Source organism: Pseudomonas aegrilactucae (assembly GCF_019168305.1).
Taxonomy (GTDB): Bacteria; Pseudomonadota; Gammaproteobacteria; order Pseudomonadales; family Pseudomonadaceae; genus Aquipseudomonas; species Aquipseudomonas aegrilactucae.
Genome location: NZ_JAHTBI010000032.1, coordinates 55169 through 72132 on the forward strand (window position 1 = coordinate 55169; position 16964 = coordinate 72132).

Annotated in this window: 12 protein-coding genes; 11 read left to right on the forward strand and 1 reads right to left on the reverse strand. The window is 66.1% G+C overall.

The annotated features are described in order from the left end of the window. Positions 1-197: 197 nt before the first annotated feature. A complete protein-coding gene (locus KUO17_RS09825; RefSeq protein ID WP_217975350.1) occupies positions 198-5063 on the reverse strand; it encodes an NAD-glutamate dehydrogenase in 4866 nt (1621 codons plus the stop codon). 247 nt (positions 5064-5310) lie between these two features. Between KUO17_RS09825 and KUO17_RS09830 the strand changes: the two genes are divergently transcribed. From KUO17_RS09830 to KUO17_RS09880, 11 genes are all read left to right on the forward strand, one after another. Next, positions 5311-5664, forward strand: coding sequence for a hypothetical protein (locus KUO17_RS09830; protein WP_217975352.1), 354 nt, complete (start codon positions 5311-5313; stop codon positions 5662-5664). A gap of 18 nt (positions 5665-5682) precedes the next feature. Then, entirely contained in the window at positions 5683-6432 is a 750-nt protein-coding gene (locus KUO17_RS09835) for an amidohydrolase family protein (RefSeq protein ID WP_217975354.1), read from the forward strand. A gap of 74 nt (positions 6433-6506) precedes the next feature. Then, positions 6507-7217 (forward strand): FadR/GntR family transcriptional regulator, encoded by a 711-nt coding sequence (locus KUO17_RS09840; protein ID WP_217975356.1) that lies wholly within the window; start codon positions 6507-6509, stop codon positions 7215-7217. A 105-nt stretch (positions 7218-7322) separates the two neighbouring features. Further along, positions 7323-8516, forward strand: a complete 1194-nt coding sequence (lhgO, locus tag KUO17_RS09845; protein ID WP_217975358.1) for an L-2-hydroxyglutarate oxidase — start codon at positions 7323-7325, stop codon at positions 8514-8516. Positions 8517-8585: 69 nt separating this feature from the next. Continuing rightward, positions 8586-9914 (forward strand): MFS transporter, encoded by a 1329-nt coding sequence (locus KUO17_RS09850; RefSeq protein ID WP_217975360.1) that lies wholly within the window; start codon positions 8586-8588, stop codon positions 9912-9914. 232 nt (positions 9915-10146) lie between these two features. Continuing rightward, entirely contained in the window at positions 10147-11106 is a 960-nt protein-coding gene (locus tag KUO17_RS09855) for an AAA family ATPase (RefSeq protein WP_217975363.1), read from the forward strand. A gap of 4 nt (positions 11107-11110) precedes the next feature. After that, complete coding sequence (locus tag KUO17_RS09860; RefSeq protein ID WP_217975365.1) at positions 11111-12055, forward strand: DUF58 domain-containing protein; 945 nt, start codon at positions 11111-11113, stop codon at positions 12053-12055. Beyond that, positions 12052-12546, forward strand: a complete 495-nt coding sequence (locus KUO17_RS09865; protein WP_217975367.1) for a DUF4381 domain-containing protein — start codon at positions 12052-12054, stop codon at positions 12544-12546. The genes KUO17_RS09860 and KUO17_RS09865 overlap by 4 nt, the downstream gene beginning before the upstream one ends. Then, the gene (locus KUO17_RS09870; RefSeq protein ID WP_217975368.1) at positions 12539-13615 is read left to right on the forward strand and encodes a vWA domain-containing protein; all 1077 of its coding nucleotides are present in this window, start codon (positions 12539-12541) and stop codon (positions 13613-13615) included. Before KUO17_RS09865 ends, KUO17_RS09870 begins: the two co-directional genes overlap by 8 nt. Beyond that, positions 13612-15330 carry a tetratricopeptide repeat protein gene (locus tag KUO17_RS09875; protein WP_217975370.1) on the forward strand — a complete coding sequence of 573 codons (1719 nt, stop codon included), beginning with the start codon at positions 13612-13614 and terminating at the stop codon, positions 15328-15330. The genes KUO17_RS09870 and KUO17_RS09875 overlap by 4 nt, the downstream gene beginning before the upstream one ends. Next, on the forward strand, positions 15327-16952 hold the full coding sequence (locus tag KUO17_RS09880; protein WP_217975372.1) for a BatD family protein: 1626 nt from the start codon (positions 15327-15329) through the stop codon (positions 16950-16952). The genes KUO17_RS09875 and KUO17_RS09880 overlap by 4 nt, the downstream gene beginning before the upstream one ends. Positions 16953-16964 lie beyond the last annotated feature (12 nt).

The window sequence follows — 16964 nt, forward strand, 5'->3', positions numbered from 1 at the left end:
GCCCTTGCACACAGCGTTGCCAGGCAGGTCGTACCCTGCGGCCCGGTTTCAGGCGTGCCGGCGTGCTGCAGCCGACGGTACAGGGCCGATTTTTGACGCGCAAGCGCTGAACGTTCGCAAAGGGCTGCCCCAGAGGGCCCGCACAAAAAAAAAGAGGCAAGCGGTAAACCGCTTGCCTCTTTTTCACTGCCGCCGATTTACGCTGGAATCAGCGCCGCCTGTCCGCTCAAGGCCAGGTCCACCAGCTCCCGGTTCGCCACCGCATACATGGCGTAATCGGTACCGGTGGCCGCACGCAGCTCATCGAGCATCGCACGCCAGCGTTCCACCATCACACGGTGCTGCTCCAGCCACAACGCCACCCGTGCATCCATGTCCTGTGGCGCATCGACCATCTGCAACACAGAGATGGTGATCGCACGCTGCTGCAGGTCGATGTCATCACGAAACGCCTCACGCGCCAGTGCCTGCCAGTTGTTTTCCACCGGCAGGTTGCTGATTTCCTGCAGGTACCAGGTCAGGTCCAGCGCGCTGCCCACGGCGAAGAACGCCTTGGCCACTTCGGCAGGGTCCTGACCGGTCACATCCGACGCCTCGATGATCGGCAACAGGGTGTACAGGTGCGTAGTGCCCGCCACCATGCGCGCCAGCAACTCCGGCACGCCGGCTTCGACGAAGCCCTGGTAGCGGGTCATCCAGCGCTCGCGGGTCGGCCCCTCGAGCAGTTCATCGAGCTTGAGACCCAAGGCGGCGATCTTCGGCCCGAAATGCGCCACGTCACGCCCGGCATCCTGCTCGTTGCGACGGCTGCGCAGGAACCAGCGCGTAGCGCGACGGCCCAGGCGCATCAGCTCGTCCATCAGGGTCAGCTGCACTTCAGCCGGCACCTGATAGTCCAGCGCCTCGATCTGACGGAACCAGTGCGGCAGGTGGAAGATGTCGCGCACGATCACATAGGCCCCGGCCACGTTCGCCGGGCTCATGCCCGTGGACTCCTTGAGCCGCTGCACGAACGTGATGCCCATGTTGTTGACCAGGTCGTTGGCGATCTGGGTGCTGACGATTTCACGCTTGAGGCGGTGACGGCGCATGGCCTCGGCAAACTTGCTTACCAGCGACGGCGGGAACGCGGTTTCCATGTCGCGGGTCAGGTAGTCGTCGTCGGGCACCAGCGACTTGAGCAGGGCTTCCTTGAGGTCGATCTTGCTGTACGAGATCAGTACCGACAATTCGGCACGGGTCAGCCCCTGGTTGGCGGCAATGCGCTCTGCCAGTTGCTCTTCGGACGGCAGGAACTCGATGGCCCGGTCCAGCTTGCCACGGCTCTCCAGGTCGGCCATCAGGCGCTTGTACTCGGCAATCCGCTCGCGGGCCCGGCGTGCGGCCAGCGACAGCGCCTGGGTCTGCTTGTAGTTGTTGCCCAGCACCAGGCCCGAGACTTCCTCGGTCATGCTGCCCAGCAGTTGGTTGCGCTGCTTCTCGGTCATGTCGCCGGCCTGCACCACTTCGTTGAGCAGGATCTTGATGTTGACCTCGTGGTCGGAGCAGTCCACGCCACCGGCGTTGTCGATGAAGTCGGTGTTGGTGGCGCCGCCGTTCAGGCCGAATTCGACCCGGCCCAGCTGGGTCATGCCCAGGTTGCCACCCTCGCCCACCACCTTGCAGCGCAGCTCGTTACCGTCCACGCGCAGTGCATCGTTGGCCTTGTCGCCCACATCGGCGTGGCTTTCCTGGCTGGACTTGACGTAGGTGCCGATGCCGCCGTTCCACAGCAGGTCCACCGGCGCCTTGAGCAGCGCATTGAGCAGCTCGGTCGGGGTCAGCTTGTCGGCTTCGATGGCGAAGCGTTCCTTCATCTGCGGGCTGATGGCGATGCTCTTGGCACTGCGCGAGAAGATCCCGCCGCCCTCGGACATGAGGCTGGTGTCGTAGTCGCTCCACGCCGAGCGCGGCAGGTCGAACAGGCGCTGGCGCTCGGCGAAGCTGCTGGCAGGCTCCGGGTTCGGGTCAATGAAGATATGCAGGTGGTTGAACGCCGCCACCAGTTGCAGCTTGTCGGACATCAGCAAGCCGTTGCCGAACACGTCGCCGGCCATGTCGCCCACGCCGACCACGGTGATCGGGTCTTGCTGCACGTTGATGCCGCGCTCGCGGAAGTGACGCTGCACACCGACCCAGGCGCCACGCGCGGTGATGCCCATCTTCTTGTGGTCGTAACCGGCCGAGCCACCCGAGGCGAACGCGTCGCCCAGCCAGAAGCCGTAGTCGATGGCAATGCCGTTGGCAATGTCGGAGAAGGTCGCGGTGCCCTTGTCGGCCGCCACCACCAGGTACGGGTCGTCATCGTCGTGACGCACCACATTGACCGGCGGCACCAGTGCGCCGTCCTTGAGGTTGTCGGTGATGTCCAGCAGGCCGGAAATGAAGATCCGGTAGCAGGCGATGCCTTCTGCCTGGATATCGTCACGGCTGCCGCCCAGCGGCAGGCGCCGCGGCAGGAAGCCGCCCTTGGCGCCCACCGGCACGATCACCGAGTTCTTCACCTGCTGCGCCTTCACCAGGCCCAGCACTTCGGTGCGGAAGTCTTCTTCACGGTCCGACCAGCGCAGCCCGCCACGCGCCACGTTGCCAAAGCGCAGGTGCACACCCTCGACCCGCGGCGAATACACGAAGATCTCGAACTTGGGTACCGGCTTGGGCAGCTCGGGGATCAGCTTGGGGTTGAACTTGAAGCTGAAGTACGACTTGGCCTGGCCGTTGGCGTCGGTCTGGTAGAAGTTGGTACGCAGGGTGGCCTTGATCAGGTCCAGGTAGCGACGCAGGATGCGGTCTTCGTTGAGTACCTGCACGTCGTCCAGCGCGGTCAGGATCGCCTGTTCCAGACGCTGCTGCTTGTCGTCCAGGTCGTCACCGGCCAGCTTGCGCGCCAGGTAGAAACGCGTCTTGAACAGACGGGTCAGCTCGCGCGCGATGTCGGTGTGGTTGTTCAGGGTGCTGGCGATGTAGCCCAGGTCGAAGCCCAGGCGGATCTGCTTGAGGTAACGCGCATAGGCACGCAGCAGCGCCACGTCGCGCCACGGCAGGCCGGCGGTCAGCACCAGGCGGTTGAACGCATCGTTTTCGGCGTCGCCGTTGACGATGTGCACGAACGCGTCCTGCAGCGTGTCGTTGAGCTGCTGGATATCCAGGTTCAGGCCTTCGCTGTAGGTGAAGGCGAAGTCATGAATCCAGAACTCGCGACCATTGCTGTGACGCAGGCGGTAGGGGAACTCGCCCAGCACGCGCAGGCCGAGGTTTTCCAGGATCGGCAGCACGTCCGACAGCGCCAGCGGCGTATCGGCGTGGTACAGCTTGCAATGCAGTTGCTGTTTGCCGGCCTGGGTCAGCGGCTGATAGAAGCTCATCACCAGCGGCTTGCGCTCGGACAAGGTCAGCAGGTGCTGCATGTCGACCACGGCCGAGTGCGCGGCAAAACGCTCGCGGTAGCCTGCCGGGAAGCCTTTGGGGAAGTCGGCCAGCACATTGGTGCCCTGCGCTTCGCCAAAGCTTTCGACGGTCAGGCTGGCGTAGTCGTCCTGCCACGAGCGGCAGGCCTGGATCACTTCGTTTTCCAGCTGCTGCGGGTCGATGTCGATGCGGTTCTTCGGGTCGACGCGCAGGATCAGTTGCACGCGGGCCAGCACCGACTCGGAGAAAAAGGTCCAGAACTCGCAGTCGCTGGCCTTCAGGCGCTCCATAAGTACCTGCTGGATCTTCTGGCGCACTTCGGTGGAATAGATGTCGCGCGGCACGTAGGCCAGGCAGTAGCAGAAGCGGCCGTACGGGTCCTTGCGCAGGAACACGCGGATCTTGTTGCGTTCCTGGATCTGCACGATCGACATCACGGTGCTGAACAGCTCGTCGACCGGGGTCTGGAACAGGTCGTCACGCGGCAGCACTTCGAGGACCTGGGCCAGTTCCTTGCCCAGGTGAGCCTTGGCGTCGAAACCGGAGCGGCGCTCCACTTCGGCCACCTTGCCACGGATGTACGGGATCTCGCGCACGCTCTCGCCATACACCGACGAGGTGTACAGGCCCATGAAACGGCATTCCTTGATGACGTTGCCGTCGGCGTCCAGTTGGCGGATCGACACGTAGTCGGGGTACGCCGGGCGGTGCACGCGGCTTGGGTGCGCGGCCTTGGCGAAGGACAGCAGCAGCGGCTCGTTCAGGTAGTTGACGGCGTAGTCTTCAATGCGCAGGTCATCGGCCGTGAGGCCGGCGCGCAGCAGGCGGGTCAGCCCCAGGAAGGACTGCTCGTCATACACCAGTTGGCCGCCCTCGGCGTCCGCCTTGACCACGAACTCCTCGTAGCCGAGGAAGGTGAAGTGATTGCTCACCACCCATTGCAGGAAGCTCTTGACCTCTTCCTTCTCGGCGGCGGCCGGCGCGTAGGCGGTGTGGTCGATCAGCTCGAGCAGCTCGCGTACCTTGGCCTTCATCGGCTCGAAATCGGCCACGGCCACGCGCACTTCGGCCAGCACCTGCTCAAGCTCGCGGGCCAGCAGGTTGAGTTCGGCGGCGTTGGCGCAGCGGTCGATCTCCAGGTACATCAGCGACTCTTGCAGCACGCCCTCGCCCTGGGTGCCCTTGGGCAGAATTTCCAGCAGCTCGCCCTTGGCCCCGCGACGCACGCTGAGCACGGTGGTCTGCAGGGTATGGATGCTGTAGCCGCGACGGTTGAGCTCGGTACGCACCGAGTCGACCAGAAACGGCAGGTCATGGTGCAGGACTTCCACGGCGGTGTGGGTCGACTGCCAGCCATGACGTTCGTAATCGGGGTTGTAGACACGAACCTGGGGTTCGCGATGGTCGAAGCGCTCGATGATGCGCCAGGCCGAGAGTGTGCAACCGGCCAGGTCGGAAAGGCGACGCTGGGTCAGTTCGTCCAGAGAGATGATGCCAAAGAACTGCTCGGCAAACAGCGCCACTTGTGGCAGTGCCTGTTCGCCGATGTGCTGCGCCAGGGCCGTCTGCAGTTGATGCTGGAAGTCGGCTTTGCTGGCTGCGGTGAAAAACGCCATCTGTGGTACTCCGCTTGGGCTTGTTATTGAATGAAGCGTCGCGCACATCCGCCATGCTCGGATCAACCATAGCCAACCCCGTACGCGGTGTCGTCCGGTTGTCCATCGACAGGGCAGCTTAACGACTGCCCGGTCACCCCTGCTTGCGATGCTGCGACATATTCGGTCAATCAGAGGCAGGCGGCGATTTATCCGGGGGCTGAAGACTGGCACACTCGCGTTTCACTTTTTAACCACCGAGCCGTCCATGCAACTGACCACCGCCCTGCTCTTCGCCACCCCCTGCGATGATGAAGAAGACAACATGGCCACCCTGTGCTGCCACAGCGACAAGGGCCAGATGTTCCTCATGACCCGCTACCCCGACGAAGACACGGTGGACATCACCCTGGACGACGAACCAGGCACGCTCGACGGCCTCAAGGTCACCCTCAGCGCCAAGCGCCTGCTGATCGAAGTGGCGCCGGGCGATGCCGACGTGCTCAACGACGACGACCACCTCGAGATCATCCTCAGCACCGACGGCACCGACCTGGCCGAAGTCGAGCAAACCCTGCAGAACATCCTCAAGGGCACCGGTACCTACGTCAGCGAGCTTTGACCCCGTCAAGGAGCCCCCATGCCCCAACCGATATTCGACGCCCACTGCCACATCATCGACCCGCGCTTCCCCCTGGTGGCCAACGACGGCTACCTGCCAGATGCCTTCAGTGCCGACGACTACGTGGCGGCCGTCAAGCCGCTGGGCATCTGTAGCGGCGCAGTGGTATCGGGCTCGTTCCAGGCCTTCGACCAGGGTTACCTGCTGGCAGCCCTGAAACAGCTGGGGCCCGACTACGTCGGTGTGACCCAGGTGCCGGCCAGCATCGGCGATGCCGAACTGCTCGAGCTGAATGCCGCCGGCGTGCGCGCCGTACGCTTCAACCTCAAGCGCGGCGGCTCGGAGCACGCCGACCAGCTCGAACGCATGGCGAAGCGCGTTTTCGAACTGGCCGGCTGGCACGTCGAGCTGTACGTCGACTCGCGTGAACTGGGCGAGCTGGCCACACTGCTGCGCCGCCTGCCTGCGGCCAGCATCGACCACCTGGGGCTGAGCCGTGCCGGCTTGCCGGCCCTGCTGCGCCTGGCCGAAGCGGGCGTGCGCATCAAGGCCTGCGGCTTCGGCCGGGTCGACTTCGACGTGGTGCCCGCCCTGCGCGACATCGATGCGGCCAACCCGCACGCCCTGATGTTCGGCAGCGACCTGCCCTCCACCCGCGCACCACGCCCGTTCGCCGCCACCGATATCGACCTGATCGGCGAAGCCCTCGACAGCGACGGGCTGCACCGTGCCCTGTGGCGCAACGCGCATGCGTTCTATCGGCTGTGAGGCCTCGCGCATTCTTGACAAGGTGCGCCTACGTGGGCATTGTCTGACAACCTGACTTGCGAGCCTTACCTTTCATGCTTGAGCTTCAGCGCCCCGACACCCTGGTGGAACGCGTGGTTGGCGCCATCCGCACCGAGATCGACTCGGGGCGCCTGGCCGCCGAAGCACGCCTGCCCACCGAGCAGCAACTGGCCGAGCAGCTGAATGTCAGTCGCTCGGTGGTGCGCGAAGCCATTTCCCAGCTCAAGGCCGACGGCGTGTTGATCGCCCGGCGCGGGCTGGGCTCGTACATTTCGCAGAACCCGACCGGCACGGTGTTCCGCTTCCCCTGCACAAACGGGCGCAGCGCCGACCTGGTGCAGATGTTCGAAGTGCGCCTGTGGATCGAAACCCAGGCCGCCGCCATCGCCGCCCAGCGCCGTGATGAGGCAGACCTGGCGCGCATGGCCAAGGCCCTGCAGGAAATGATCGACAAGCGCAGCGACTTCGCCGTGGCGGCGGCGGCCGATGTGGCGTTCCACCGCGCGATTGCCGAGGCCAGCAAGAACGACTATTTCGTCGCGTTCCATGATTTTCTGCGCGGCCAACTGGCTGCCGCACGCAAGACCGCCTGGGAGAACTCGGCGGCGCACTCGGTGGGCGGCTCGGCGGATGCCAACCGCGAGCACCAGGCGTTGTACCAGGCCATCGCCGACGGCGACCGGCATGCCGCCGCTGCCTGCGCCGAAGCGCACCTGCGGGCCTCGGCACGGCGCCTGACACTCGACCTGCCCGCCATGGCATAACCCGGGAACACCGCTTCAAGGGGCGCGGCCTGCCAGCGCCCTTTTCTTTGCACTACTTAGTCTGACAACCTGATAACCAGATAAGAATACCAAGGTGACCCCTGCATGATTTACGACTACTGCATCATCGGCGGCGGCATCGTCGGCCTCGCCACCGCCATGGCATTGCTCGAACGCCAGCCCGGCGCCTCGCTGGTCATCCTGGAAAAGGAAACCACCCTGGCCCGGCACCAGACCGGGCACAACAGCGGGGTCATCCACGCCGGCATCTACTACGCACCGGGCAGCCTGAAGGCCGACCTGTGCAAGCGTGGCGCCCAGGCCACCAAGGATTTCTGTGACACCCACGCCATCAAGTACGACGTGTGCGGCAAGCTGCTGGTGGCCTCCACCCCGCTCGAGGTGCAGCGCATGCAGGCGCTGTACGAGCGCTCGCAACAGAACGGCCTGACGGTCGAACGCCTGGATGCGGCCGAACTGCAACGCCGCGAGCCGAACATCGTCGGTCTGGGCGGGCTGTTCGTGGCGTCCACCGGTATCGTCGACTACACCCAGGTCTGCCAGGCCATGGCCAGGGTCATCCAGGCCGCCGGCGGCGAAATCTGCCTGGACACCCGCGTCACCGCGATCTTCGAAAGTGGCGACAACGTCACCGTCAGCAGCGACGACCGTGTCTGGCGGGCCAAGCAGCTGGTGGCCTGCGCCGGCCTGCAATCGGACCGCCTGGCAGCACTGGCCGGGGTCAGGATCGACCACCAGATCATCCCGTTCCGCGGTGAATACTTCCGCCTGCCGGCCGCCAAGAACCAGATCGTCAACCACCTGATCTACCCCATCCCCGACCCGGAGCTGCCGTTCCTGGGGGTGCACCTCACCCGCATGATCGATGGCAGCGTCACCGTCGGGCCAAATGCGGTACTGGGCCTGGGCCGCGAGAACTACAGCAAGTTCTCGATCAACTGGCGCGATGTGGCGCAGTACGCCCGCTTCCCCGGCTTCTGGAAAACCCTCTGGAACAACCTCGGCTCGGGCACCACCGAGATGAAGAACTCGCTGTTCAAACGCGGCTACCTGGAACAGTGCCGCAAGTACTGCCCTTCGCTGGAGGTCAGCGATCTGCTGCCCTGTGAGGCCGGTATCCGCGCCCAGGCCGTCATGCGCGACGGCACCCTGGTGCACGATTTCCTGTTCGCCGAGACGCCGCGCATGGTCCACGTGTGCAACGCGCCGTCACCTGCGGCCACCTCGGCCATCCCGATCGGCCAGATGATCGCCGAACGCATCTTCAAACCACGCTGATCCGCACTGCTGCACGGGCGCCGGTCGCCCGCTTGAAAATAACTACAAAGACCAACAAGGAACCTCTCGATGTCGGTACATGAAGCGGTCAACCCCGCAACCGAAACCCCGCAACAGAACAAGAAGCGCCTGCGCAAGGTCGCGGCAGCGACCATCTTCGGCTCGATGCTGGAGTGGTATGACTTCTATCTGTACGCCACCATGGCGGCCATCGTGTTCTCGAAGATCTTTTTCGATGCCAGCAACCCGCAGGTCGCCTCGCTGCTGGCCTTTTCCACCTTCGCCATCGGCTTTGTCGCCCGCCCGTTCGGCGGCGTGCTGTTCGGCTACCTGGGTGACCGCTTCGGGCGCAAGCAGGTGCTGGTGGTGACCTTCTGCATGATGGGCCTGTGCACCACCCTGATCGGCCTGATCCCCAGCTACGCCACCATCGGCATCTGGGCGCCGATCATCCTGGTGCTGGTGCGCATCATTCAGGGCCTGGGCGCGGGCGCCGAACTGTCGGCTGCGGCGGTGACCAGCTACGAGCATGCCAGCGAAGGCAAGCGCGGCAGCCAGGGTGCCTGGCCCGCGCTGGGGCTGAACCTGGGCCTGCTGCTGTCGTCGCTGACCGTGTACCTGCTGACCATGAACGGCAACGACTTCCTGCTCTCCGGCGGCTGGCGCATTCCGTTCATCTGCAGCATCGTGCTGGTGGGCGTGGGCTTCTGGGTACGCCGCAGCATTCCGGAAACCCCGCAGTTCGCCGAGCTTGAGCAAGCGCCGAAAAAAGCCAAGGTGTCGCCACTCAAGGCGCTGTTCAAGAATGACCTCAAGGGCCTGGCGGTGGTGTTCTTCGTCGCCATTGGCTACAACGCGCTCAGCTACATCTTCAAGACCTTCTCGTTGGCCTACCTGACCCAGTTCAAGGGCGTCGAGGCACACGTCACCTCGCTGTCGGTGACCATTGCCAGCCTGGTGGCGATTGTCGCGGTGCCATGCTTCGGCTGGCTGTGCGACAAGTGGAGCAGCAAGGCGGTGCTGATCATGGGCGGGTGCTTCTCGGTGCTGTTCGCCTGGCCGTTCATGGCGCTGCTCAATACCGCCGAGCCGCTGATGATCTACCTCGCCATCGCCATTGGCACCGGCCTGCTGGCGCCGATGATGTTCGCCCCTCAAGGTTCGTTCCTGAGCCGGCAGTTCCCGACTGCCACGCGCTCTTCCGGGTTTGGTACCGGGCGTGAAATCGGCACCGCCGTGGCCGGTGGCCTGGCGCCGTTGGGCGGCCTGGCGCTGGTGGCCAGTTCGCCGACCCATTCGACCGATGGCGTGGTGGTGATCCTGGCCGTTGCGGCGGTGTTGGTGGTGGTGTTTGCCTTGTGTGACCAGGGGCGCAAGCATTCCAGCTTCAAGAACTGAGTAACGGCCATTCGCTGGCAAGCCAGCTCCCACAGGATTTTGCAGGCACCGCAAGACCTTGTGGGAGCTGGCTTGCCAGCGAAGAGGCCATTGCAGCCTGCGCAACATCGTGCACCCAGCACATATTTGCGCCCCACCATTAGTCGCCGCACCCCCGGATAGATTAAAGTATCAGCCCCTGCCCGGGCGGTTCGCTGCCCTACCCCCGGGCGCTCTTCCAGGAACCGTCCCGATGGAACATCGTGAAGCGCTGATCGCGCTGCGCACCTTTCTCTCTACCCAGATTCTTGGCCAGGAAAAACTGGTCGAGCGCCTGCTCATCGTGCTGCTCGCCGATGGTCACATGCTGGTAGAAGGCGCGCCGGGCCTGGCCAAGACCAAAGCCATCAAAGAGCTCGCCGAAGGCGTCGAAGCGCAGTTCCACCGCATCCAGTTCACCCCCGACCTGCTGCCCGCCGACATCACCGGCACCGAGATCTATCGCCCCGAAACCGGCAGCTTCGTGTTCCAGCAAGGCCCGATCTTCCACAACCTGGTACTGGCCGACGAAATCAACCGCGCCCCGGCCAAGGTCCAGTCGGCGCTGCTTGAAGCCATGGCCGAGCGCCAGGTCAGCGTGGGCCGCAGCACCTATGACCTGTCGCCGCTGTTCCTGGTGATGGCCACGCAGAACCCGATCGAGCAGGAAGGCACCTACCCGCTGCCCGAAGCCCAGCTCGACCGCTTCCTGATGCACGTGAAGATCGGCTTCCCGGATGCCGCCGTCGAACGGCGCATCCTGCAGCAGGCCCGTGGCGAAGCCCTCAACGGTGAAACCAAGCCCGAACGCCGGGTCAGCCAGCAGGCGATCTTCGCGGCCCGCAAGGAAATCCTCGGCCTGTACATGGCCGACGCGGTAGAGGAATACCTGGTGCAACTGGTCATGGCCACACGCACCGGCGCCAAGTACGACGCCGAGCTCGGCGACTGGATCGCCTATGGCGCCAGCCCCCGCGGCTCGATCGCCCTGGACCGCTGCGCACGGGCCCACGCCTGGCTCGCCGGGCGCGACTTCGTCAGCCCCGAAGACATCCAGGCGGTACTGTTCGACGTACTGCGCCACCGCATCATTCTCTCGTTCGAGGCCGAAGCGGCCGGTATCGACCAGGACCGGGTGATCCAGCGCATCCTCGACGTCGTGGCCGTGGCCTGAAGCCATGCCCACCACCCTGCTGGCCGACCCAGGCATCCGTATCGGGCTGCGCGAGCTGATCGAGATGCGCCATCGCGTGCGCGAAGTGCAGCTGTTCGCAGCCCCCGGGCAGCGCAGCCCGCTGGTCGGCCTGCACCACTCGCGCCTGCGCGGGCGCGGCGTGGACTTCGACCAGGTGCGCGTATACCAGGCCGGCGACGACGTGCGCAACATCGACTGGCGCGTCACCGCACGCACCCAGGAGCCCCACACCAAGCTGTTTCACGAAGAGCGCGAGCGGCCGATCTTCATCCTGGTCGAACAGAGCCGGCGCTTGTTCTTCGGCTCGGGGCTGATGTTCAAGTCGGTGCTCGCCGCCCAGGCCGCGGCGCTGATCGGCTGGGCCGCGCTGGGCCACAACGACCGCATCGGCGGGCTGGTGTTCGGCGACAACGAGCACTACGAGATCAAGCCGCGGCGCAGCAAGCAGAGCCTGCTGCAACTGCTCAACCGCCTGGCGCGGGTCAATCAGTCGCTGCACACCGAGGCCCAGCCCCAGGGCGACAACCTGGGCATTGCCCTGCGCCGCGCCCGCGAAGTGTTGCGCCCTGGCAGCCTGGCCATCGTGATCTGCGACGAGCGTGCACTCAACCCCAGCGTCGAGCAGCAACTGAGCCTGCTGGCGCGCCATTGCGACCTGTTGCTGCTGCCGGTGTCCGACCCGCTCGACCACGCCCTGCCCGCCGCCGGTCTGCTGCGCTTTGCCCAGCGCGGTGCACAGCTGGAACTCGACACCCTCGACGCCAACCTGCGCAAGAGCTACCGCGAACAAAGTGAAGCGCGTATCGAACGCTGGGAGCTGCTGGCGCAAAAACTGCGCGTGGTGCTGATGCCCCTGAGCACCCAAAGCGAAATGATCGAGCAGTTGCGCGAATACCTCGACCCGCAGCGCGCGGGCAAAACCCGATGACCCCCCTGGACGCACTGCAACCGCTGATCGCCCCCGAGCCGATCGGCCTGTGGCCGCCGGCGCCCGGCTGGTGGGCGCTGCTCGCCTTGCTGCCATTGCTCGGCTGGGGCCTGTGGCGGCTACGTCACTGGCGCCCGCGCAAAGCCGCCCTCCCGCGCGCCGAGCAACCCCTGGAACCGGTGCGCATCGCTGCACTGGCAGAACTTGCCGCGCTGCCCAAGCCCTACGATGGCGCCCCGGCCGGCGCCTGGCTGCAGCAGATCAACGCGCTGCTCAAGCGCCTGTGCCGCAACCACTACCCGGACAGCCACAGCCACACCCTCAACGGGCGCCAATGGCTGGCATTTCTCGACAACCGCTGCCCCGCCGCCGGCCTGACCCGCTGGATGGTGCTGGTCGAAGGCGCCTACAAGCCCGAGTGCAAGCTGGACGACAAGGCCATTGTCGGGCTCAACCAGGCGGTCGACACCTGGATTCGCAAACATGTTTGAACTGGCCTGGCCGTGGATCTTCGTCCTGTTGCCGCTGCCCTGGCTGGCGCGCCTGCTGCTGCCCGCCGCCGACAGTGGCGAGCCGGTGCTCAAGGTCAGCTTTCTGGATGAGCTTGAAGGCCTGGCCGGGCGCCGTGCGCGCCTGAACCTGCCGACCTGGCGCCAGCAGGCGCCGTTCGTGCTGGTGTGGCTGTTGCTGCTGTGCGCCGCCGCGCGCCCACAGTGGCTGGGCGAACCCTTGCCGGTGGCCGCCAGCGGCCGCGACCTGCTGGTGGCGGTGGATGTGTCCGGCTCCATGGACTTCCCCGACATGCACTGGGACGACGAGGACATCAGCCGCCTGGCGCTGGTCAAGCAACTGCTCGGCGACTTCCTGCAGGGCCGCGAGGGCGACCGCGTGGGCCTGATCCTGTTTGGCAGCCAGGCCTATCTGCAGGCGCCGCTCACCTTCGACCGGCGTACCGTGCGCAGCTTTCTCGACGAGGCGCAGATCGGCATCGCCGGCAAGAACACCGCGATCGGCGATGCCATCGGCCTGGCAGTCAAGCGCCTGCGCATGCGCCCGGCCAACAGCCGGGTGCTGATCCTGGTCACCGACGGCGCCAACAACGGCGGGCAGATCCACCCGCTGACCGCCGCACGCCTGGCTGCCCAGGAAAGCATCAGGATCTACACCATCGGCATCGGCGCCGACCCGGACGAAACCGGTACTGCCGGCATGATCGGGCTCAACCCGAGCCTGGACCTGGACGAAGCCTCGCTCAAGGAGATCGCCGACGTCACCCACGGCGCGTACTTCCGTGCCCATGACGGCAACGAACTCAACGCCATCGGCCAGACCCTCGACCGCCTGGAGCCGGTGGCCCAGCAACCGACCCAGGCCCGCACCGCACTGGCTTTGTACAGCTGGCCGCTGGCCCTGGCATTGTGGCTGAGCGTGCTGCTGGTGGTGCGTGAACGCTGGCCCGACAACCCGCTGCAGCGCCTGCTGCGTCGGCCGCACTTCCTGCAGCCGCACCCGCAATGGCGCGAGCGCCTCAAGCGCCTTCGCCTGCGGAGGCGTCGATGATCGAACTCTGGCCTCACTGGCTGCGTCCTGCCTGGCTGTTGCTGCTGCCGCTACTCGGCTGGCTGCTGTGGAAGCTGTGGCACCGGCAAAAACGCGCCGGGCGCTGGCAGATGATCCTGCCGCCGGCCTTCCATGCCGTGCTGCTCGGCGGCGGCAGCGGGCGTGACAGCAAACTGCCGTGGATCGCCATGGGGCTGGCCTGGCTGCTGGCCTTGCTGGCGCTGCTCGGGCCCAGCTGGCAGCGCCTGGAAGAAACCCGTCAGCGTGCCGCCGACCCACTGGTGATCATGCTCGAACTGACCCCGCAGATGCTCGCCGACGACAGCCCGCCCAACCGCCTGCAACAGGCCCGGCGCAAGCTGCTCGACCTCTTGGAGCACCGCCGCGACAGCCAGACCGCGATCATCGTGTACGCCGGCAGTGCACACACCCTGGTGCCGCTGTCGGACGACCTGGCAACCAGCCGCAACCTGCTCGAAGCACTCGACCCCACGATCATGCCGCAACCCGGGCAACGCGCCGACCTGGCCGTGCGCAAGGGCCTGGCGCTGCTGGCCCAGGGTGCGCTGGGCCAGGGCCGGCTGTTGCTGATCGGCTCATCGCTCAGCCAGCAGGAACGCGAAGGCATCGCCCAGGCGCTGGGACGCAATGGCCCGAACCTGCTGATGCTCGGTGTCGGCACGCCGGAGGGCGCACCGGTGAGGCAGGCCAACGGTGAATTCCTCAAGGACGACACTGGGGCAATCCTGGTGCCACGCCTGGACAGCGCCGAACTCAAGGCGTTCATCAGCAGCACCGGCGGGCGCTACCGCAAGGCGCGTATCGACGACCTCGACCTGCGCGGCCTGGGCCTGTTCGACAACCCACAGGCGCTGCGCGCCGACGGCCAGACCCTGCAACTGGACAGCTGGGCCGACCAGGGCTACTGGCTGCTGATACCCCTGCTGCTGCTGGGTGCCTGTGCCGGCCGGCGCGGCTGGCTGTTCTGCCTGCCGCTGCTGCTGGGCCTGCTGCCACAACCCGCCCATGCCTTCGAATTCAGCGACCTGTGGCTGCGCCCCGACCAGCAGGGCCAGCGCCTGCTTCAGCAGCAACGCCCAGCCGAGGCCGCACGGCGCTTCCAGGACACGCAATGGAAAGGCCTGGCGTTGTACCAGGCCGGTGACTTCGCCGCAGCCGCACGCGAATTTGGCCGCGCCAGCAGCGCCAGCGCCCACTACAATCGCGGTAATGCCCTGGCCCGCAGCGGCGAGCTGGAGGCGGCGGTAGACGCCTACGAGCAGGCACTGGAGCTGCAGCCGGAACTCGAAGCGGCGCAGGCCAACAAGGCCCTGGTCGAGCAACAGCTGCGTCGCCAGCCCGAGCCACCAGAAGAGCAGCCGGCCAACGACGAGCCGGCCCAGGGCCAGCCAGACCTGCCCACCGACTCGGCCAGCAGCGGCCAGCAGTCCAGCAGCAGCGACAGCACTCAGGGCGAGCCCAAGGCCGAAGACACCGCCGACATCAGCAACAGCCCCGAGCAGCAACAGCAGGCCGGCGAAACGACGGATGAGGACACCACCCGGCCACCGCAACGCCCCACCGACAGCAGCCTGGATGCCGAACAGCGCCAGGCCCTGGAACAATGGCTGCGCCAGATCCCCGACAACCCGTCAGAGCTGCTGCGCCGCAAATTCTGGTACGAACAGCAACTGCATCAGGAAAGCCCCCAATGATCCGCGCCTGCGCCCTGGTTTTCAGCCTCTTCTTCGCCCTGCAGGTGCAGGCGGCGACGCTGCTCGCCAGTGTCGACCGCAGCCGCCTGATCGCCGGTGAAACCCTGGAGCTGACCCTGGAGATCGAAGACGTCACCCAGTTTGGCCGCCCGGACCTTGCGCCCTTGCAGGCCTTGTTCGAGGTACGTGACACGCGCCAGGTCAACAGCCTCAAGAGCCTGGACGGCCAGACCCAGGCCAACACCCGCTGGATCATCACCCTGCGCCCGCGCCGCAGCGGCACGCTCGAGGTGCCGGCGCTGCAAATGGGCGAGGCGCGCAGCCAGCCGATTGCACTGCAGGTGCTGCCGGCCGACGCCGGCAACATCGCACGCCTGGCCCCGGTGAGCATCGATGCCAGCCTCGATGCCGACAGCGTGTACGTGCAGGCCCAGGCCGTGCTGACCCTGCGCATCTACCATTCGGTGTCGCTGTACGACGACAGCAGCCTGAGCCCGCTGTCGATTGCCCAGGCCCGGGTCGAACCGCTGGGCGAGTCGCGCACCTACGAGAAACTGATCAACGGCGTGCGCTATGGGGTGATCGAGATGCGCTATGCGATTTTCCCGCAACAACGTGGTGTATTGAACATCCCCGCACTGACCTTCAGCGCCACCTCCGCCGAGGGCGACAGCCAGGCCGACCCGAATGCCCCGCGCAGCAACAAGCAGGTCCGCGTCAGCTCCACGGCGCTGCCCTTGCAGGTACTGCCAAAGCCGGCCGACTACCCCGCAGACCAACCCTGGTTGCCGGCGCGCAGCCTGGTGCTGGAAGAGCGCTGGAGCCCGGACCCGGCACACACCCCCACGCAGATCGGTGATTCGCTGACGCGCAGCGTGATCATCAAGGCCGAAGGCTTGTCCAGTGCGCAACTGCCGCCGTTGCCGGCCACCGAAGCCAATGGCGTGCGCCGCTACCCGGACCAGCCGCACCTGCGCGACGAGGTAGGCGAGCGCGGCCTTGTGGGCCAGCGCGAAGAGCGCGAGGCGCTGGTACCGACCCACAGCGGCACGCTGGAACTGCCGAGCCTGGAAGTGGTGTGGTGGAATACCCGCGAGCAGCACCTGGAGCGCACCAGCCTGCCGGCGCGGGGGCTGAAGATAGAAGACAATCCGTCGCTCAGCGCTGAAACGCCGGCCAACGCCAGCAGCCAGCCTGATCGGCCGTTGTGGCCATGGCAGTTGAGCACGCTGGTACTGGCGCTGACCACCCTGCTGGGCTTTACCCTGTGGTGGCGCGCCCGTTCGCGCCCGGCCGTGCTGCGGGCGGCGCAGAGCGGGCCAAGCCCGCGCACACTGCTCGACGACCTCAAGCGCGCCTGCCAGGCCAACGACCCGCAGGCCACGCGCCAGGCCCTGGATGCCTGGGCGCGGCAGCAACCGGAAACCCTGGCCGAAATGGCGGCGCGCTTCGTGCCGCTGTCCGATGCGCTGGACGGCCTGAACGGCGCCTTGTACAGCGAGAGCGGGCAGTTCTGGCAGGGCGATGAGCTGTGGCGGGCCATCGGCACCATCCCGGCGGCCGAGCAGGCGCAGCCGAGCGCAGGCGAAAACGGCAGCCTGCCGCCGCTGTACCCCAAGTAATGCGGCGCCCCC